At 59.9% G+C, this 19917-nt stretch carries 19 protein-coding genes; 10 read left to right on the forward strand and 9 right to left on the reverse strand.

Translation table 11 applies throughout. From position 1 onward, the window contains the following. Nucleotides 1-37: 37 nt before the first annotated feature. Nucleotides 38-1129 carry a dipeptide epimerase gene (locus tag SO058_RS06290; RefSeq protein WP_320842139.1) on the reverse strand — a complete coding sequence of 364 codons (1092 nt, stop codon included), beginning with the start codon at nt 1127-1129 and terminating at the stop codon, nt 38-40. A gap of 16 nt (nt 1130-1145) precedes the next feature. Continuing rightward, nucleotides 1146-2507: a dipeptidase PepV gene (gene pepV / locus SO058_RS06295; protein WP_320842140.1), complete on the reverse strand. Its 1362-nt coding sequence runs from the start codon at nt 2505-2507 to the stop codon at nt 1146-1148. Between the two features lie 213 nt (nt 2508-2720). Between pepV and SO058_RS06300 the strand changes: the two genes are divergently transcribed. The 3 genes from SO058_RS06300 to SO058_RS06310 all read left to right on the forward strand — a co-directional run bounded on the left by SO058_RS06300 (nt 2721) and on the right by SO058_RS06310 (nt 5061). Then, nucleotides 2721-3884: a DUF819 family protein gene (locus SO058_RS06300; protein ID WP_320842141.1), complete on the forward strand. Its 1164-nt coding sequence runs from the start codon at nt 2721-2723 to the stop codon at nt 3882-3884. Nucleotides 3885-3948: 64 nt separating this feature from the next. After that, nucleotides 3949-4503, forward strand: a complete 555-nt coding sequence (locus tag SO058_RS06305; RefSeq protein ID WP_320842142.1) for a class I SAM-dependent methyltransferase — start codon at nt 3949-3951, stop codon at nt 4501-4503. Nucleotides 4504-4542: 39 nt separating this feature from the next. After that, nucleotides 4543-5061, forward strand: a complete 519-nt coding sequence (locus SO058_RS06310; protein WP_320842143.1) for a putative signal transducing protein — start codon at nt 4543-4545, stop codon at nt 5059-5061. Between the two features lie 43 nt (nt 5062-5104). Here SO058_RS06310 and SO058_RS06315 read toward each other — a convergent pair whose 3' ends face one another. Genes SO058_RS06315 through putP form a run of 4 tightly spaced genes read right to left on the reverse strand, consistent with a single transcriptional unit; the run spans nt 5105 to nt 9007 of the window. Next, nucleotides 5105-6370 carry a diaminopimelate decarboxylase gene (locus SO058_RS06315; protein WP_320842144.1) on the reverse strand — a complete coding sequence of 422 codons (1266 nt, stop codon included), beginning with the start codon at nt 6368-6370 and terminating at the stop codon, nt 5105-5107. Nucleotides 6371-6394: 24 nt separating this feature from the next. Continuing rightward, complete coding sequence (locus SO058_RS06320; protein ID WP_320842145.1) at nt 6395-6628, reverse strand: DUF3006 domain-containing protein; 234 nt, start codon at nt 6626-6628, stop codon at nt 6395-6397. Continuing rightward, nucleotides 6625-7509, reverse strand: coding sequence for a ComEC/Rec2 family competence protein (locus tag SO058_RS06325; RefSeq protein ID WP_320842146.1), 885 nt, complete (start codon nt 7507-7509; stop codon nt 6625-6627). The genes SO058_RS06320 and SO058_RS06325 overlap by 4 nt, the downstream gene beginning before the upstream one ends. Before the next feature lies 1 nt (nt 7510). Next, a complete protein-coding gene (gene putP, locus SO058_RS06330) occupies nt 7511-9007 on the reverse strand; it encodes a sodium/proline symporter PutP (RefSeq protein WP_320842147.1) in 1497 nt (498 codons plus the stop codon). A 209-nt stretch (nt 9008-9216) separates the two neighbouring features. Between putP and SO058_RS06335 the strand changes: the two genes are divergently transcribed. Next, nucleotides 9217-10608, forward strand: coding sequence for a glutamate synthase-related protein (locus SO058_RS06335; RefSeq protein WP_320842148.1), 1392 nt, complete (start codon nt 9217-9219; stop codon nt 10606-10608). Between the two features lie 44 nt (nt 10609-10652). On the opposite strand, the gene SO058_RS06340 is transcribed toward SO058_RS06335, so the two are convergent. From SO058_RS06340 to proB, 3 genes are read right to left on the reverse strand one after another with little or no spacing between them, the layout of a single operon-like run. Continuing rightward, the gene (locus tag SO058_RS06340) at nt 10653-11246 is read right to left on the reverse strand and encodes a CYTH domain-containing protein (RefSeq protein ID WP_320842149.1); all 594 of its coding nucleotides are present in this window, start codon (nt 11244-11246) and stop codon (nt 10653-10655) included. Between the two features lie 2 nt (nt 11247-11248). Next, nucleotides 11249-12496, reverse strand: coding sequence for a glutamate-5-semialdehyde dehydrogenase (locus SO058_RS06345; protein ID WP_320842150.1), 1248 nt, complete (start codon nt 12494-12496; stop codon nt 11249-11251). Then, nucleotides 12484-13302, reverse strand: a complete 819-nt coding sequence (gene proB, locus SO058_RS06350; protein WP_320842151.1) for a glutamate 5-kinase — start codon at nt 13300-13302, stop codon at nt 12484-12486. Before proB ends, SO058_RS06345 begins: the two co-directional genes overlap by 13 nt. A 166-nt stretch (nt 13303-13468) precedes the next feature. Here proB and SO058_RS06355 point away from each other — a divergent pair, with 166 nt between their 5' ends. The 6 genes from SO058_RS06355 to SO058_RS06380 are packed head-to-tail and all read left to right on the forward strand — an operon-like array spanning nt 13469 to nt 19898. Beyond that, nucleotides 13469-13783, forward strand: a complete 315-nt coding sequence (locus SO058_RS06355) for a cell division protein ZapA (RefSeq protein WP_320842152.1) — start codon at nt 13469-13471, stop codon at nt 13781-13783. Next, nucleotides 13780-15819, forward strand: coding sequence for a U32 family peptidase (locus tag SO058_RS06360; protein ID WP_320842153.1), 2040 nt, complete (start codon nt 13780-13782; stop codon nt 15817-15819). Before SO058_RS06355 ends, SO058_RS06360 begins: the two co-directional genes overlap by 4 nt. Before the next feature lie 5 nt (nt 15820-15824). Next, nucleotides 15825-16388: a Maf family protein gene (locus tag SO058_RS06365; RefSeq protein WP_320842154.1), complete on the forward strand. Its 564-nt coding sequence runs from the start codon at nt 15825-15827 to the stop codon at nt 16386-16388. 39 nt (nt 16389-16427) lie between these two features. Then, complete coding sequence (mreC, locus tag SO058_RS06370; RefSeq protein WP_320842155.1) at nt 16428-17267, forward strand: rod shape-determining protein MreC; 840 nt, start codon at nt 16428-16430, stop codon at nt 17265-17267. Nucleotides 17268-17271: 4 nt separating this feature from the next. After that, the gene (mreD, locus tag SO058_RS06375) at nt 17272-17781 is read left to right on the forward strand and encodes a rod shape-determining protein MreD (RefSeq protein WP_320842156.1); all 510 of its coding nucleotides are present in this window, start codon (nt 17272-17274) and stop codon (nt 17779-17781) included. Between the two features lie 23 nt (nt 17782-17804). Continuing rightward, on the forward strand, nt 17805-19898 hold the full coding sequence (locus SO058_RS06380) for a penicillin-binding transpeptidase domain-containing protein (RefSeq protein ID WP_320842157.1): 2094 nt from the start codon (nt 17805-17807) through the stop codon (nt 19896-19898). Nucleotides 19899-19917: the final 19 nt, after the last annotated feature.

Consider the following 19917-nt stretch of genomic DNA (forward strand, 5'->3'; position numbering starts at 1 on the left):
CCATAGAAAGAACCCCCGGCGAAAGCCGGGGGTTCTTTTAGTCCAGATAAGTAATTTTTTCAATGCCCTTGATGCCAAGGCCGGGCGCGTCGGACACGGTGATATTTTTCTCGTCGAAAACCGCGCCGCCTGAAATCGGGTCTTCCAGGCAGAGCACCGGGCCGTCCAGATCGATCTTGGTGATGATCTGCTTGGCGCAGGCCAGATGCACGGCCGCGTTGACGCTGATTTTGGCTTCGAGCATGCAGCCGATCATACATTCGACGCCGTATACCTCGGCGGCGGAGGCGATCTTGAGCGCGTTGTAAATGCCGCCGCACTTCATCAGCTTGATGTTTATAAGATCGGCCGCGCGCATCTGCATGATCGTGAGCGCGTCCGCCGGGCCCTGCACGCTTTCGTCAGCCAGTACGGGGATGGAAACGTTATCGGTCACGTATTTGAGGCCTACAAGGTCGTGCTGGTGTACGGGCTGCTCGACAAATTCAATGCCGAGCCCCTGTTCCTCCATGCGCGCAAGGATGCGCACGGCTTCTTTGGGCTTCCAACCCTGGTTGGCGTCAATGCGGATGCGCACGTCCCTGCCGACCTCAGCCCGGATGGCCTCCAGACGGCGCAGATCGAGTTCGGCGTCCTTGCCGACCTTGCACTTGAGGCAGTCGTAGCCGCGGTCGACGGCGTTTCGCGCGTCGCGCGCCATCTCCTCGGGGGAGTTGACGCTGATAGTGATGTCGGTGACGATCTGGCTGCGGCTGCCGCCGAGCAGCTTATAGACCGGGATGGCGTGCAGCTGGCCGTATAGATCCCAGAGCGCCATGTCGACCGCCGCCTTGGCGCTCGTGTTTTTCAGGATGCAGCCCTGCACGGCCAGCATCAGGTTTTCAAAATCGTCCACCTCACGGCCGAGGATGGTCGGCGCGATGTGATCCTGGATCGCGCCGATGATCGCGCCCGCCGTGTCGCCCGTGACCGCGCCGGTCGGCGGCGCTTCGCCATAGCCGACCGCGCCGGTGTCGGTGTGGATCTCCACGATGACGTCCTCAACGGACGAGACCGAGCGCACCGCCGTTTTAAACGGCACGCGCAGCGGAACCGAGATTTTACCCAGCCTTACCTTGGTGATTTTCATGATGTCGTCCTCCTGTTTACTTGGCCAGCTCGTACATGGCGGCCGCGATGATTTCTGCGTTTTGGATGAGGCGTTCAATCTCCATATATTCATCCGGCTTGTGCTCGCGCACCTCGTCGCCCGGGAAGATCGGGCCGAACGCGACCAGATTGGGGATCGATTTGGCATAGGTGCCGCCGCCGATGGATTTTAAAACGGCCTTTTCACCGGTTTCGGCCTCATAGACGCGGGATAGCTTTTGAATCAGCTCGCTTTCGGGCGGCATATAGATCGCCGCCTTGTGCATCATCGCGGTTTCCGCAAACCCGGCGAGCGAAAAAGCTTTGATAAGGCGCGGGTACACCTCATCGTACGTCTTGGTGACCGGATAACGCACCGAAAGCGTGACCGATAGTTCTCTTTCGTTGCCCTTGGCAACGCCGAGGTTGACCGTCAGATCGCCGGAAAGCTCGTCGCGCATGGCGATTCCCAGCGATTCGCCGCGCGTTTCCATGCCGATGCGGTCGGCCAGAAAGGCGATGGTATTGAGCAGCTCGCCCGACAGCGGCAAACGGGCAAGCGCCATGGCCAGCCGGCCGATCGCGTTTTCGCCCTGTTCCGGGGTCGAACCATGCGCCGAAACGCCCTCGGCTTCGATGCGGAGCCCGCCCTCGATAGCGGTGACGGTGACGCGGGGCATATCGATCTTGCCCGCTGCGTCCGCCGGGCAGCGGATTTCGGCCACCGCATAGGCGGGCGAAACATTGGATGCCGTGCCGCCCTCGAAGCGGGTCAGCTTATAATCGCCGGTCTGATGCAGCTTTTTAGTGAACGTGCAATTCATGATGCCTTTTTCGCCGTTGATAATCGGGTATTCGCCATCGGGCGTAAAGCCCATGACGGGCGTTTCTCCACCTTGTGCCAGATAATGCTTCATGTCCTTGCAGCCGGTCTCCTCATTGGTGCCGAAAAGAATGCGGATGCGCCGGGAGGGCGTGAAGCCCGCGTCTTTTAAAGCGGCCAGCGCGTACAGCGCGGCCACGGTCGGCCCCTTGTCGTCCATGGTGCCGCGGCCGTAAATGCGGCCGGCTTCGGTCTCGCCCCCAAAGGGGGCTTTTGTCCAGCCGTCGCCCGCGGGTACAACGTCCAGATGGCCTAAAACGGCGATCATCTCGTCGCCCTCGCCGTATTCACAATAGCCGACCATATTGTCGATATTCTCCGTGCGGAAGCCGAGCGAGCGGCATAGATCGAGCGTTGCCTCAAGGCAGTCCTGCACATCCCGGCCAAACGGCGCGCCGTCCGCAAGCTGTCCCTCGACGCTTGGGATGCGGATAAGCGTTTGCAGGCTGGCGATCAGGTCGTCCGCATGCCGGCGGATAAAAGGCTTGAAATCCATATGCGTTCTCCTTTAACTGCTGATATATCCTTATTGTACCCGAAAACGCGGCGGTTTGCAAATACATGCACAAAGAAATCGAAACAGGAAATGGATTTTTGTGCAGTTCTTGCAAAGGGATAGAAAATCGTGTATAATATAGCAAACGCTTGCCACGGCACGGGATGGGGAAACCGACCGGGCGGCGAAAAACTGAACAGAGAGGTAGACTGTATGATCACTAATGGCTTTACGTACGTTGCGGTGCTGGTATTCCTTGCGGCAATACTGGTCGGCGCGGAAAAGATTACAAAATGGAAGTTTTTCAAGTTTATTCCGCCGGTCGTTTTGCTGTATCTGCTGGCGATGCTGCTGTGCACCGCAGGAGCATGGGATATGGAGGCCACTTCGGCAGCCTACGGCGCAATGAAAAACAACATTCTGTACGCCATGCTGGTACTGATGCTGCTGCGCTGCGACATCCGCAAAATCCTGAAGCTCGGCCCGCGTATGCTGGGCGGCTTTTTCGCGGCGAGCTTTTCAATCGCTATTGGCTTTATTGCCACCTATGCCATCATGAATTCGCAGCTGGGCGTGGACGCATGGAAGTCGCTCGGCGCGCTGTGCGGCAGTTGGATGGGCGGCTCGGGAAACCTTGTCGCGGTATCCAACGCGCTGGGAATCGGTGAGGCAGAGCTGGCCTATGCGCTGGTGGTAGACTCGATCGACTATTCGATCTGGGTCATGTTCCTGCTGTGGGCGATTTCGTTCGCACCCAAGTTTAATAAATGGACCAAGGCGTCCACCACGACGCTCGACGAGGTGTGCGCGCGTCTGGAGGCCGAAGAAAAAGAGGCTGACAAGCATATTACTTTCCCCGGCCTGCTGTTTTTGGTTGGCGGCGCGCTGCTGGTGTCGGCGCTCGGACAGAACGCGGGCGCGGCAATTAACGGCGTGGCCCCTTGGCTGGATAAGGCAACCTGGACGGTGCTGGTCGTCACGGTCGTGGCGCTCATCGCAGCGGTCACGCCGATCGGCAAGATCGCAGGCGCGGCCGAGTTATCCAATGTATTTTTGTATATCGTGATCGCGCTGCTCGCTTCCCGCGCGAGCCTGCTCGAGCTGACCGAGGCGCCTGCATGGATCATCTCAGGCTTTATGATTCTGGCGATCCATGGCATCATCCTGCTCCTGCTGGCCAAGCTCTTCAAGCTTGACCTGTTTACCTGCGGCGTGGCCAGCCTTGCCAATATCGGCGGCACGGCCTCCGCGCCGATCCTCGCGGGTGCGTATTCGGGCGCGCTGGTGCCTGTCGGCGTGTTGATGGCGTTGATGGGTTATGTTATCGGCACTCCAGTCGGCCTGCTTGTGGCGAAGATTATGCAGATGTTCGCGTAATTCCCCAAACCAATCAAAACAGGGCGCCAGAAAGCGCCCTGTTTTTCTTTCGGAGGAACAAGAAATGCAACGGAATACATTGGGTCTGGTACACACGTTTCTAGAGCGGCACGTCAAACCGGGAGCGTTCTGCATCGACGCGACGGCGGGCAGGGGGCGTGACACCGCGCTGCTTTGCCAGTTGGCGGGCAGGAAAGGGCGCGTGCTTGCGTTCGACGTGCAGCCCGAGGCGGTCGCGCAGACGCGCGCACTGCTTGCAAAAGAGGGGCTGGAGGCTGAGGTCGTGCTGGACAGCCACAGCCATATGGCGGACTATGCGGATAAGGGCACGGCCGACTGCATTGTGTTCAACTTTGGACGATTGCCCGGCGGCGACCCGAAGATATTTACCACCGCGAAGACCTCAATTCCGGCAATCGACGCCGGACTCACTCTGCTTGCGCCAAGTGGCGTGATGTGTCTCGCGCTATATTATGGTGGAGAAAATGGATATGAGGAGAAAAATGCGGTTTTATCGCACTTAAAGTCGATAAATGACCGTGCGTTCACTGTTCTGTCGTGCGATTGGCTCAACCGTCCAAACGATCCGCCCATGCCGATTTTTATCTGGAAAGAATGATGCCAACATGGTAGAATAGAGGAAAAGGAGGGGATGCATATGCCATGGTGCCCCAAATGCAAAGCCGAATACCGGGAAGGATTTACTGAGTGTGCGGCCTGCCACGTAGCGCTGGTAGATGAGCTGGCGGAAGTGCCGGAACAGCAGGATGCACTGCCCGAGGGAATGGAAAAAGCAATCGCGATCTATACGGCTGAAAACCGCCTGGAGGCGGAACGCATCTGCGATGTGCTGCGTCAGCAGGACATCGCGGTGTTCAACCGTCCGGCCGCCTTTCGGCAGATTCAAGCGTACAGCGGATCGGATTCCCGATTCGGCGTGGAAATTCTGGTCGACGCCGCGCAGACCGCGCGCGCCCGGCAGATTATCGATGAGCTGAACGAGGGGATAGAGGAAAACCCGCTGGATGAGGATGAGTTGGCCCGCCTCGCCGAAGAACAGGCGCTTGAGACGCCTGAGCAGCCCCCGGAGGACAACGCCTCATTCAAGCTGCTGCCCGTCGTGGCCGGTGTCATCGTAATCGCAATCGTATTGATCTGGCTGATCACCAACCGATAATAGAAAAAACCGCGCGTTCCATTCGGAACGCGCGGTTTTCAATTTACTCGACGTCGTCAAACAAATGCGTAAAATCAAAGGTTGCAAAATAATCCTTGGGGGTCTCCGCGCGGCGGATGAGCTCGGAGGAGCCGTCCTCACGGAGCAGCACCTCGGCGGAACGCAGCTTACCATTGTAGTTGTAACCCATGGAGAAGCCGTGCGCGCCGGTATCGTGGATATAGACATAGTCGCCGATATCGATGCGCGGCAGGTTGCGGTCGACCGCAAATTTATCGTTGTTTTCGCACAAGCCGCCGGTCACGTCGTAGGTGCGGTCGCGCAGGGCGTCCTCCTTGCCGAGCACGGTGATGTGATGGTATGCGCCGTACATGGCCGGGCGCATCAGGTTGGCCGCACAGGCGTCCAGTCCGGCGTATTCCTTGTGCGTATGCTTGTGATGGATGCATTTGGCGATGAGCGCGCCGTAGGGACCGAGGATATAGCGGCCCATTTCTGTGAAGATCGAGATATCGCTCATGCCCGCGGGCACGAGCACTTCTTCAAACGCGCGGCGCACGCCCTCGCCGATGGCGAAGATGTCGTTGGGCTCCTGCCACGGCTTGTAAGGGATTCCCACGCCGCCCGACAGGTTGATGAACGCGATATGCACGCCGGTTTCCTTTTGCAGCTCGACAGCCGTTTGAAACAGGATGCGCGCCAGCGCGGGATAATACTCGTTTGCAACGGTGTTGGATGCGAGGAACGCGTGGATGCCGAAGTGCTTCACGCCTTTATCTTTCATGATCCGGAACGCCTGCGAAAGCTGCTCGCGCGTCATGCCGTATTTGGCTTCCTGCGGGGTGTCCATGATCTCATTTTCCAAAACAAAATCGCCGCCCGGGTTGTAGCGGCACGACATGGTCTCTTTCCATTCGCCGACCCGGTCGTAATAGTCGAGGTGAGTGATATCGTCAAAATTAATGATCGCGTCAAGATCGGAGGCTAGCTTAAAATCCTCGTCCGGGGTCACGTTGGACGAAAACATGATTTCGTGCCCGGTGATGCCGCAGGCGCGGCTCATCTGCAGCTCGGTGTAGCTCGAGCAGTCGCAGCCGAAGCCCTCTTCGTGCAAAATTTGCAGCAGACGGGGCGTGGGCGTGGCCTTGACCGCGAAATATTCCTTGAAGCCAGGGTTCCACGAAAACGCTTCCTTTACCCGGCGGGCGTTTTCACGGATGGCCTTTTCATCGTAGAGATGGAACGGGGTTGGGTAGGTCTTGACCAGCTCCTGCACCTGTTCAAGGGTTACAAAGGGTTTCTTTTCCATTGGTTTTCGCCTTTCTTTCTGTGTTCATTCGTCGGTATTCTTGCCCAGGATGCGCTCAAAGCGGCGGCGCATATCGTCCTCCATGCGCTGGGTCTCCTGTTCGTCAATGCCGAGGATACGGCCGTTTTCCACTAGCACGACCATGCCCTCCGCCAGCATAGCGGGCGCTTCGTCGCGGGGAAAATCGACCATTTGGTTTTCGATCTCGATAACGACCCGCCCGCCTTCAAAGCGGTCGACGATACCGGTCTGTTTCATGCAGCATTCTCCTTATCCATGGGCGGTTCGCCGAGAGGCAGGACGACCGTGCCCTCTTCGGCGGTAATGTGAATGTTGTGCACGCTTTCCGCGGAAAGCGTTTCAAGCGTTTGCGGGCTGGGATGGCCGTAAATGTTATTCTGCCCGCAGGAGATAACAGCGGTTTCGGGGCGGATTCGTGAGAGAAAGCGTTTGCTGGTTGACGTGTCGCTGCCGTGATGCCCGGCCTTGAGCACGTTGCACGCCAGAAACGGATGATGCCGCAAAAGAGAGTCCTCCGCGTCCTGTTCCGCATCGCCCATCAAGAGCACGCGCGTATCGCCGGCGCGGAACAGGCAAACGAGCGAGCGGTCGTTCAGATTATCGGCCGGCACGTCGTCATATGGCCCGAGAAAGGTGAGCACAGCACCGGAAGCAAAAGCAAGCTCGTCGCCCGGTGTGGGCACAATGGGCCGCAGCCCCTGGCGTTCGAGCGTTTCCAGCAGATCCCCATAGGTTTTCGTGGTGGTCACGTCGCCGCCCATATAAAAGTTTTCCACTTCGAAATTGTCAAGCACAGAGGGAATGCCGCCGATATGGTCGGCATGCGGATGGGTGGCGACGACTGCGAGCAGCCGCTTGACACCCAGATTTTCCAAATACGCCGCAACGGTTTCGCCTGCCTCGGCTTCCCCTGCGTCGATCAGCACGGCTTCACCGCCCGAAAGGAGGAGCGTTGCATCCCCCTGGCCGACGTCGATGAAGTGCGCTTCCGTCTCGCCGGTCAGTGCCGCACCGCCGAAACGTGCGCCGGAAAGCAGCAAGATTCCATCCGCCGCAAGCAGCAGCAGACCTAGAAACAGCAGCGATAACCGGATGCGGGCGTGACGGATGCGTTTCACATCAGTCCTCGCAGGCGCGGTAGGTTTCAAACTGTTCAGTGATCTCAGCGCTGGGCTTGGGGGTGAGCAGGCTGACGACGATGATCGCGATCAGGCCGCACACAAAGCCGGGCACGATCTCATATAGGTCGAAGATGCCGCCCGAAAGCTGCGCCCAGACCAGATCGACCACGCCGCCTACCACAATGCCCGCAAGCGCGCCGTATTTGTTGGTGCGCTTCCAGAACAGTGAGCATAGGACGAGCGGGCCGAACGCCGAACCGAAGCCGGCCCACGCGTATTCGACCAGGCCGAGCACGGTGCTGTTTTGATCTGTCGCGATGAATGCCGCGATCAGGGCGACGGCGATAACGCAGATGCGCGAGACCCACATGAGCTCGCGGGCCGAAGCGTTCGGTCGGATCTTGTTGTGATAAAAGTCCTCCGTGATAGCGGACGCCGTGACGAGGAGTTGGCTGTCCGCGGTCGACATGATCGCGGCTAGGATGGCCGACAGGAAGATGCCGCCGATAAAGATGGGGAACAGGCGGCCGACCAACGTGATGTAGATGGTTTCCTGCGCGCCGCCGTTCACAAGCGCGTCGCCGAGGAACATGCGGCCCGCAACGCCGATCAGCACGGCGGCGGTTAGCGAGATGAGCACCCAAACGGTCGCGATGCGGCGGGATTTCTTGATGGCCGCAGGCTTTTCAATGCCCATGAAGCGCACCAGAATGTGCGGCTGGCCGAAATAGCCCAGTCCCCACGCGACCAGCGAAATGATGCCGAGCGCGGTATAGGGAACACCGGTCGCCCCGTCGACAAACATGTTGAGGAAATTGGGGTTGAACGCCTCCACCGAAGAGAAGAACGGTGTCACGCCGCCGAGCGACTGGATCGTGAGCACAGGCACCGCAATGACGCAGAAGAACATCAGCAGGCCCTGAAAAAAGTCGGTCCAGCAAACGGCGAAAAAGCCGCCCGCAAACGTGTAGGAGATGACGACGACCGCGCCCACAGCGAGCGAGACCAGATAAGGCAGCCCAAACACCGAGGAAAACAGCTTGGCGCAGGATACAAAGCCCGAGGCTGTGTAGAACAGGAAAAACACCAGAATGAACACGGCGGCGATCACTGAGATCATGCCGCTTTTGTCCTGATACCGGTTTTTAAAGAACTGGGGAAGCGTGATCGCGTCGCCCGCTATCTTGGTGTATTGGCGCAGCGGCTTTGCCACAAACAGCCAGTTCAGATAGGTGCCGATGGCCAGGCCGATCGCGATCCACCCGGCCGAGATGCCGGAAAGATAGGCCGCGCCGGGCAGCCCCATGAGCAGCCAGCCCGACATATCGCTTGCCTGCGCGGACATCGAGGTGACCCACGAGCCGAGTTTGCGCCCCCCGAGGAAGTATTCGGTGGTCGTGCGGTTCTTGCCATAGAAAAACATACCGATGCAGATCATAAACGCCAGATACACGATAAAGGCGACAATGATCACGATGTTGTCACTTACATACATATTCCCTTTTACCCTCCCATAATTCATATTAATTATACATAGTACGGGGTGTTTTTGCAAGAACAGCACGTGGAAATTGCGCGCTTGGCAGAATTTATACATTCCGCACAAGGAAAAGCATTTTTTGAAAGGTTTCGTGAAGCGAATTGACAAAAGGGAGAATTAATATATAATAGTATTAAATACTAAATGGTAGAGGAGGAAAAATGATGGCAGTTTACCGATGTAGGATTTGCGGCTATGTGCATGATGAGGAAAAGGCGGGCAAGCCGCTTTCGGCCATGAGCGAATGCCCGCGCTGCGAGCAACCGGCATCCAATTTTGTGCTGATTGAGGGCGAACCCGCACCCGCGCCGGTTCCGGTGACGAAGCCGGAAACGCTCGATTATCCGCACGCTTTCGCGCGGGATGACGCTTCCATCCGGTACATGGACGCGATCCACCAGATTGCGGTATCAGGCGAATCGATCATCGAGGCAATGGGGACGCAGTTCCCTATGCCAAGCTGGGACGAGATCCTGCTGCTGGGTGCGCAGCTCAACCCGCCGCCGCTGGACGAGCACGCCGAGGTCTCTACGCGCACGGTCATCGGCAAACACGCCGCGCAGCCGATGGTGTTGGACAGCCCGGTCTACATATCGCACATGTCGTTCGGCGCGTTGTCCGCCGAGACCAAGACCGCGCTCGCCCGTGGCAGCGCGATGGCGCGGACTGCCATGTGTTCGGGCGAGGGTGGCATCCTGCCCGCCGAGCGGGAGGCGGCGTACCGCTATATCTTTGAATATGTACCCAACCGTTACAGCGTGACCGATGAAAATTTGCGCAGTGCGGACGCGATCGAAATCAAGATCGGGCAGGGGACCAAGCCGGGCATGGGCGGACACCTGCCGGGAAACAAAGTGACGCCCGAGATCGCCGCGGTGCGCGGCAAGCCGGTCGGGCAGGATGTGATCAGCCCGTCGAAGTTCCCGGGGATCGATACCAAAGAGGACCTGAAAGCGCTGGTGGACGACCTGCGCACCCGCTCGGGCGGACGGCCGATCGGCATTAAAATTGCGGCTGGACGCATTGAGGACGATCTGGAGTATTGTGTATTCGCCGGACCGGATTTCATCACGGTCGACGGCCGCGGCGGCGCAACGGGTGCAAGCCCCAAGCTGGTGCGCGACGCAACCAGCTTGCCGACCGTATATGCGCTGCACCGCGCGCGCCAATATCTCGATAAATGCGGCGCGGACATCGATCTGGTGATAACGGGCGGCCTGCGCGTGTCCTCGGACTTTGCCAAGGCGCTCGCCATGGGGGCGGACGCGGTCGCGGTCGCTTCCGCCGCGCTGATCGCGGCGGCCTGCATGCAGTACCGCATCTGCGGCACAGGGCGCTGCCCGGTCGGCGTGGCGACGCAGGATCCGGCGCTCCGGGCGCGCCTGCAAGAGGATGCGGCGGCACAGCGCGTGGCGAATTTCCTGCGCGTGTCGACCGAAGAGCTCAAAACGTTCGCCCGGATCACCGGGCACGACGACGTGCACGCGCTGACTGTGCGCGATTTGTGCACGACGAGCCGGGAGATCTCGAAATATACCTCCATCAAGCACGCCTGACGGTTTTGCAAAGCGCCCCGCATTCGCGGGGCGCTTTTTTTGCATTACAGCGCCATGGCGCGTTTCAGCTTGCTGTCCGGCTCGGGCTCGAGCGACAAATGCTCGGCCAGCTCGGAGGCGAGCGCGTGAAATACCTGCGCGTCGCCCGCGAGGAATTCAAGTTCAATCTCGCAGAGCGGGGCGGCGCGCCCGTTCCGGCGCAGCTCGCCCTGGTCGAGCGCGAGCTCGCACACCGTGTCGTGCTCCTGCAAAAGGATGGCGACGCGCATGAAATCCACCGCGCACTGCTCCATGAGCGGCGCTTTCGCGGCTTCGGCGCACAGCGTTTCGGGCGCGCCCTTCCCGGGGAGCAGCAGCAGGCCGTCTTCGAGCGTTTCGGCTTCGCATTGGTACTCCTCGTGCGTGCGGCAGCCCTCGGGCGTCGTCTCATCGCGCAGCTTCATGCAGCAGACCGAAACGCCGTTTTCCTGCCGCAGGCGCAGCGCCGCGCCGCGCAGCTTTAAAAAGCCGTCCGCCGTGTCAAAATAGCGGGATTTCATGTGGATCGTGCGGCTTTGGCTGCCGATCCGGCTGGACGCCCACAGCAGCGCGCCGCCGAGCAGGGCTTGGTCCGCGCGCCACTTGTATTCCTGTTCCATTTTTATCGCACCTGTCCATTTCCATAAATCACATATTTGGTCGAGGTGAGCGCAGTAAGCCCCATCGGGCCGCGCGCGTGCAGCTTCTGCGTCGAAATGCCGATTTCCGCGCCGAAACCGAATTCGAAGCCATCGGTAAAGCGGGTGGAGGCGTTGACATAGACGGCGGCCGCGTCGACCTCGTCGAGAAAGCGCTGGGAGGCGGCATAGTCCCGGGTGACGATGCACTCGGAATGCCCGGTGTTATAGCGGTTGATATGGCCGATGGCCTCGTCAAGAGAATCGACCACCTTGACCGAGATTTCATACGCGAGGTATTCCTTGCCGTAGTCCTCGTCCGTCGCGGGTACGACCGCGCCGCCGAGTATCGCCTGCGTGCGGGGACAGCCGTGGAGCTTGACGCCGTCGGGTGCGAGGCCCTGCGCCGCCATCGGCAGGAAAGCTTCCGCAACATCTGCGTGTACCAGCAGGCTTTCCGCCGCGTTGCACACCGAGATGCGCTGGCATTTGGCGTTTACCAGGATGTTTTTCGCCATTTCGAGGTCGGCCGAGCGGTCGACGTAGATATGGCAGTTGCCCGTGCCTGTTTCGATTACCGGTACGGTCGCATTCTGCACGACCGCCTGGATGAGCCCCGCGCCGCCGCGGGGGATGAGCACGTCAAGATAGCCGTTCAGGCGCATCATCTGGTTTGCAGTCTCGCGCGACGTATCCTCGACCAGGTTGATGGCGTTTTCGGGCAGCTTTTCCGCCGCGAGCGCGCCGCGCATGATGCGGGTGAGGCACATCGAAGAGCGGAACGCCTCCTTGCCGCCGCGCAGGATGCACGCCGAGCCGGCCTTGAAGCATAGCGCGGCCGCGTCGACCGTGACGTTGGGGCGCGCTTCGTAGATGATGCCGATGACGCCCATGGGCACGCGCCGCTGGCCGATGGTGAGGCCGGAGGGGGTCTTTCGCATCCAGAGCGTTTCACCCACCGGGTCGGGCAGGGAAGCGACCTGCCGACAGCCCGCCGCGATGTCCGCGATGCGCTTTGCATCCAGCATCAGGCGGTCGAGCAAGCCGTCGCCCAAGCCGTTTTCGCGGCCGTTTGTCAGGTCTTCCCGGTTGGCGGCGATGATCTCGTCCGCGTGGCGCTCAAGCGCGTCCGCGATGGCGAGCAGGCCGCGGTTTTTGTCGTTCGTGCCGAGCTTTGCGGTTTCGCGCTTGGCTTGGTTCGCGTCATGGGCGATCTGCATCAGTTCCCGCATGTCAGTTTCCCTCCTCGTGCAAACAGGGTGCCTACCTGCTTGCCGTCCACTACGTCATAGAGCACGTTTACGTGCTCGCCGTTCGCCACCAGCATCGGGATGCCCGCGTCCATGCACAGCTCGGCGGCGGTCAGTTTGGTCGCCATGCCGCCCGTGCCGTGCGACGAGCCCGCGCCGCCAGCCATGCGGCGTACCTTGGCGTCGATCTTTGGAACGAGCGGGATGAGCTTGGCCTGCGGGTTTTTGCGGGGGTCGGAATCGAACAGCCCGTCAATATCGGAAAAAATGACGAGCAGGTCGGCCCCGCACATGCGCGCGACGACTGCCGAAAGCGTATCGTTGTCGCCGAAGTTCTCAATATGCACGAGCTCGGCGGTCGCGACCGTGTCGTTTTCGTTGACGATGGGCACAACGCCGGTCTCGAGCAGCGCTGTGAACGTATTGTGGATATTCTCACGCTGGCCGTCGTTTGTGATGTTCTCCCGTGTCAATAATATTTGCGCGACATTGATGCCGTATTCCAAAAACATTTTATCATAAATATGCATCAGCTCACATTGGCCGACCGCAGCGGCCGCCTGCTTCATCGAAAGCTTGTGCGGCCGGGCGGCCAGCCCGAGCTTTGCCGCCCCGACGGTGACCGCGCCCGAGGACACCAAAACCATCTCATAGCCGCGGTTTTGCAGGTCGCAGATGCAGCGGACAAGCTGCTCAATGCGCCCGATATTGAGTTTGCCGTTTTCATAGGTGAGCGTTGAGGTGCCGACCTTGACGACGATGCGGCGCACCTCCCGGATATTTAGCATGATGTGGTCTCCTTATAATGTATATTCCAACTCAATCATATTTTAACATAGTGCATCATCGAAGACAAGTGAAACAAAAAAATGTTCCAAATAGGCGTTTGCTGTGGTATACTATATTTTATCGAAATATGCCTTTTTAGACCGAACGCGAAAGGGAGGGGCCGCTATGCCAAACCGTGTCACGATCCAGATCGCAGGGCAGCACTATACCATGCTGGCCGAAGAGTCCGAGGAATATATGAACGAGGTGGCCGAACTCGCGCAGCAGACCATCGCGGAATGCGGCGGCTCAGCCGCATTTGCGACAACGCGCTCACTGGCGCTTGCCACCGTCAATTTAGCGGACGAGTATATCAAGGCCAAGAAGCAGGCCGAGGCCGCGGAAGCCAAGCTGCGCGTTGCAGAAAGCGAGAACGAGGCGCTGCGCAGCCAGTTGGAGCGCAGCCGAAACCCGCATAATAACAACCAGCACCGCAAATGAGTTTTCCAGAACTGCTCGCCCCGGTCGGCTCAATCGAGGGCGTGCGCGCCGCCGTCCAGTCGGGCGCGGGCGCGGTTTATATGGGCTATGGCACGTTTAACGCCCGGCGCGGTGCAAAAGGGTTTACGCGGGAGGAGATGGCGGAAGCCATCTCTTATTGCCGCGCCCGGGGCGTGAAAACGAACCTGACGCTTAACATCCTGACAGGGGACCGTGAGCTGGAACCGGCGCTTGAGGACGCGAAATTCTTATATGAGGCCGGCGCGGATGCGCTGATCGTACAAGACTTGGGGCTGGCGCGGCTGCTGAAACAGCACGCGCCCGATCTTGCGCTGCATGCATCGACGCAGATGACCGTGCACACGCTCGACGGCGCGGTGGCCGCGAAAAAACTCGGGTTTTCGAGGGTCGTTTTAAGCCGCGAATGCAGCCTTGATGAAATACGGCTCATCACGGAGAAATCCGGGATCGAGACCGAGGTGTTTGTGCACGGCGCGCTGTGCATGTGCTATTCAGGGCAGTGCTATCTCTCCTCGGTCATCGGCAGGCGGTCTGGCAACCGCGGGCTGTGCGCGCAGCCGTGCAGGCTGCCGTACAGCGGGGGCTATCCGCTGTCGCTCAAGGATCTTGCGCTTGCCGATCATGTGAGCGAGCTTGCCGATCTGGGCGTATCGTCGCTCAAGATCGAGGGGCGGCTCAAGCGTCCGGAATATACCGCCATTGTAACACAGATCTACGCGGGACTGCTCCGCGAGCACAGGGGGCCTACCCCCATTGAGCGCGAAACTCTGCAAAAGGTGTTTTCGCGCGACGGCTTTACAGACGGGTATCTGACCGGACAAAAAGGCGGCGCGATGTTCGGCGTAAAGACCGACGTGCCGTTACATGAAGTACAGACGCTGTACGACGAGGCCGCGCGCCGCTTTGCGGAGGGCAGGGAGGCGCCGCTCGTGCCGGTGTCGCTGTCGCTGACGGCGGACGAGACCGGCCTGCTGCTGAACGCGTGGGACGGCGAGACGGACGGCGTGACGGTCATGGACGTTTCACCCGTCGAGCGGGCGCAGAATCGCCCGGCGACGGCGGAAAGCGTGCAAAAATCGCTTGAAAAAACCGGCGGTACGCCGTTTTTTGTTAAAGAAACGCATATCAAGCTCGCGGACGGCCTGATGATCCCGGCTTCGCGACTCAACGCGCTGCGGCGCGAGGCGCTGCAAACGCTGCTCGCGCGCCGGGCTGCGCCGCCCGCGCGGCAATGGAACGAATGGGAATCGGCTGCGTCCAAACCTGCATGCCGCCCGTTTTGCGGCTTTACCGCCTCGGTGCGCACCAAAGCGCAGGCCGACGCCCTGCGGGGACTGGGGCTGCAAACGGTGTATGTCCCGCTGGACATCGCCGCAAAGACCGGGCAGCCCGCGGTGCTGCCGCGCGTGTTTTCTGACCGGGAGCAGCCCGAGATCGAGAAGATGCTGGAAAAGGCACGCCAAAACGGGACAAGCACGGTGTTGATCGGCAATTTGGGACAAATGGAACTGTCAAAACGGCTGGGCCTTTCCGTGCACGGCGATTTTGGGCTGAATGCGTTTAACAGTGAAACGCTGGCAGCGCTTGCGGGCTGCGGCGTTTCACGCCAAACGCTGTCCTTTGAGGCGCGGCTCGCACAGATTCGGGATATGCAAAAGCCGGTTGAGACCGAACTGATCGTTTATGGCCGCCTGCCGCTGATGGTTTTTGAAAACTGCGCCATCCGGCGGCAGCACGGAGGGAAATGCGCCTGCAAAAACGGCGTGACTGTCCTGACAGACCGCAAGGGCGAAGCGTTTCCGCTGCTGCCGGAATTTGGCTGCCGCAACACCCTGCTGGGCAACCGCCCGCTTTGCCTGCGGGAGGATCTTGCTAAGCTGGGCGTGACCCATGCCCGGCTGCAGTTCACCATCGAGCCGCCGGAGGAATGCGCGCGCATCGCGCGGGCGTTTCTTGCGGACGAGCCGCTGGCGGGCGATTTCACCAAGGGATTATATCATCGGGGAGTCGAATAACAGATATGGAACTTATTTTGGCCTCGGCCTCGCCGCGCAGGCGGGAGCTGCTGAGCCTGATAACAAAGCATTTCACCATTTGCCCGGCGGACGCGGACGAGACCCTGCGTCCGGGCGAAAAACTGGCGGACGAGGTCGTGCGCCTTTCGGTGCTCAAGGCTGAAGCTGCGCAAAGAAAGCACCCGGACGCGGTGTGCATCGGTTCGGACACGCTGGTCACCATAGACGATGCCGCGCTCGGCAAACCGCGCGACACACAGCACGCCGCCGCAATGCTGCGGCAGCTTCGGGGCCGCACGCACGAGGTGCTGACCGGGTTAGCCGTACTGCTGCCGGACGGCGGCGCGCGCACGCTCTGCACGCGCACGCGCGTTATGTTCCGCGATTTTGCGGAAGATGAGCTTGCCGCTTACCTCGCTACGGGCGAGCCGCTTGACAAGGCGGGGGCCTACGGCATCCAGGGACACGGCGCGCTGCTTATCGAGGGCATCGCGGGCGATTATTACAGCGTAATGGGCCTGCCGGTGGCGGGGCTTAACGGGATATTGCGGGAGATCGGCGCGGTTTGACGCGCCGTCTGCCCGGGACAAGAGAGGAGACACGGACCCTTGCGAAGAAGAAATTTCACCTCGCGGTTTTTTATCGGCGTCGCGGTCGCGGTCGCGATCTGCCTGCTGAGCGCGCTGTATAGCCTGGTGACCGGCAACGCGTCGCCGGTGTCCAAGCTGGTCGGCATTGTGACGACCCCGCTGCAAAAGGTGGGTTCGGGCATTGGCGGGCTGTTCGGCAAAGGCCACGACTATTTTTTTGAATTTGACGAGCTCAAGGCGGAAAACGAGCAGCTCAAAAAACAGGTGCGTGATATGGAGCAGCAGGTGCGGGACGCGGCGGTCGCGCTGGAGGAAAACGCACAGCTTCGCCAGCAGGCCGGGATGCCTGCGCGCAGCCGCGACCTGACGCTCCAGACCGCCGAGGTCATCGGGAGGAACCCGGGAGACTGGGCGGCCACGCTCACGCTGGACAAGGGCTCCTCGAACGGCGTCAAGGTCAACGATATGGTGCAGACGGAGGACGGTATGGTCGGCTATGTCAGCCAAGTCGCGCCCAACTACTGTGAAGTGACCACGGTGGTCGATATCGAGATGCAGTGCGGCGCGCTTGTGACGCGCACCCGTGAGGCGGCCATCGCCGAGGGCAATTACGACCTGATGACCGAGGGCAATCTGCGCCTGTCATACTTAAAGGAAAACGCGGATGTTGTCATCGGCGATACGGTCGAGACCTCGGGCGGCGGCGGCGTGTTCCCCAAGGGCATCATGATCGGCACGGTCGAAAGCGTGCTGCCCGAGGAAAACGGTATTTCGTATTACGCGGTCATCAAGCCCTTTGTTAATGTGGACATGGTGACCAACGTTTCAATCATCACCTCGTTTAATATTACGGAGTAAGCACATGCAAAGAGAACAGGTTTCCATTCCTAAAATCATTCTTTATATTTTGCTGCTCGCGGTGGTGTTCGCCCTGCAGTCGAGCCTGAGCCGCTCATTTGTGGTGCGCGGCTTCCAGCTCGATCTGCTGCCGTGCTTTGTTGCGGCGGCGGCGCTGCTGGATGGGCCGGCGGAGGGCGTGATCATGGGCCTTGCGGTCGGCGTGTTTTACGATGTCGGCTTTATCGGGGTGGATGGGATCTACCCGATCTTTTTCCTGATCTTCGGCCTGATCGCGGGGTCGATGAGCCGTCTGACGCTCAGCCGGAACTATCTGTCCATGGTGCTGCTGACCGGCGCGGAAATGATCCTGCTCGGTCTGGCGCGTTTCTTTGCCTACCTGCTGCCGATGAAGGGCGCGTCGTTTCCGCTGGTGCTGCAGCAGGTGCTTGGCGGGGCGCTGCTCTCCTGCATCTTCTGTTTTATCGTTTACTGGCCGATGAGCAAGATCAGCCGCCGGTTCGATACGCGCTGACCGACTGAAAAGAGGATTCCCTTATGATGAACAAAAATCAGCTGCTTTCGCGGCTGCTGGTACTGGCGCTGCTCGCGCTTCTATGCTGCGGCCTTGCAGGCGCGCAGCTCGTTTCGCTCCAGCTTGTCAACGGCGAAAACTATGTCAAACGCGCCGCCCTAAACTTAACGACCACGTCGACGGTATCCGCCGCGCGCGGCGAGATCCTCGACCGCTATGGCCGCCCGCTCGTGACCAACAAGGCGGCGTTTTCCCTGGTGCTGGTTTATTCCGCATGGGAAAAAGAGGGGCAGTTTGAGCGGTTGCTCGACCTTGCCAGCCGGGTCAAGGCAGACGGCGGCGCGGTGCAGGATTTGCTGCCGATCACAACGGCGGCGCCCTATGAATACATTGGCAAAGCGGCGGACGCGGAACGCCAGAAGCTGACCGAATACCAGACTGCCAGTGAGGAGAAGCTGCTGGTCGGCGCGGCGGCTACGGCGCCGGAGTTTCTTGGCGCGATGCGCACTTATCTTAAGCTGCCCGACAGCTTTTCTGATGAGGACGCGCGCACGGTCATCGGCATTTATTACAGCATGTACCGCGCGGGTTTTTCCATGCGCTCAAACTATACGCTGGCGACCGGCGTATCCATTGACCTGATCGCCTGGATCAAGGAACACCATAAGGACTATGCGGGCGTTGAGGTCGAGACCGAGGCGGTGCGCCAGTACGATACAACCTACGCCGCGCATTTGCTTGGCACGGTCGGCCCGATGTATGATACCGAGTGGAACGGTACGGAGGGCGGCGGGCCATATAAGGACAAGGCCGGCTATACGATGAACGACACGATCGGCAAAACAGGCATTGAAAAAGCACTCGAACCGTATCTGCACGGCACGGCGGGATCGCGGACGGTCGAGACCAGCCTAGGCGGCGACGCGGTCAGCGAACAGACCGGGGCTTACGCGCCCGAACCAGGCGACAATGTCGTGCTGACGGTCGACCTCGACCTGCAAAAGGCTGCTGAGGACTCGCTGGCTGAAAACATTTCGCAGTACGGCTACGGCGGTGCAGCGGTCGCACTCGATATCAATTCGGGCGAGGTGCTTGCTATGGCGTCCTATCCGACGTTTGACCTCGCGACCTATAATAAGGACGTCGATACGTACAACCAGCTGCTGGATGACCCGCGCAATGTCTTTAACAACCGCGCGACGAGCGGCTTGTACGCGCCCGGCTCGACTTTCAAGATCCTCACCGCGATCGCGGCGCTGGAGGAGGGCGTGATTGACGCCAACACCACATTCACCTGCACCGGCGTGTTCGAGTACGGCGGCCAGAAGTTCCTCTGCCAGAACCATGAGCAGCCTATGACGCTGGACGTGACGGGCGCGATCAAATATTCATGCAACAATTATTTCTATAACGTCGGTAAGGAGCTGACCGGCGCGCGGCTGGAAAAGTGGTGCGACAAATTCGGCCTTGGCAAGGTAACCGACATTGAGGTCGGCGAGACGCTTTCGAGTCAGGCCGCCGGTCCGACAACGCGTGAAAAAATGCTCGACAACGACCCGTCGCTGCGCGAATGGCAGGGCGGCGACGATGTGCAGGCCGCCATTGGACAGTCGGACAACTGGTTCACACCGCTCCAGCTCGCCAACTACATGGCAGCAGTGGCCAACCACGGCACGCTGTACAAGCCGACGCTGGTCAAAAATATCAAAAGCTATGATTATTCCGAGGTCATCGAGAGCGACGACCCCGAAATCCTGAGCACGATCGATTTTTCCGATACGACTTACAATCTGGTCATGACCGGCATGGCCGAGGTTACCGCCGAGGGCGGCACCGCGGCGACCGTGTTCGCGGATTACCCGATCAAGGTCGGCGGCAAGACCGGTACGGCGCAGACCAGCGTGGAAGGGCGGGATAACGGCGTGTTCATCGCATTCGCCCCGTTTGACGATCCGCAGATTGCGGTCTGCGTTGTCGGCGAGGCCGCGCACCATGGTTCGTCGGTCGCCCCGGTGGTACGGGACATCCTCGATGTCTACTTCAAAAACGCCGCGGACGCCGAAGCGGAACAGGGCAAGGTGGAAACCGTTCCGGTGGAGAACAGCATGATCTCTTAAGCAGAAAATTTGGACAAAC

Origin of the sequence: Agathobaculum sp. (assembly GCF_034098985.1) — a bacterium.
Classification (GTDB): domain Bacteria; phylum Bacillota; class Clostridia; order Oscillospirales; family Butyricicoccaceae; genus Agathobaculum.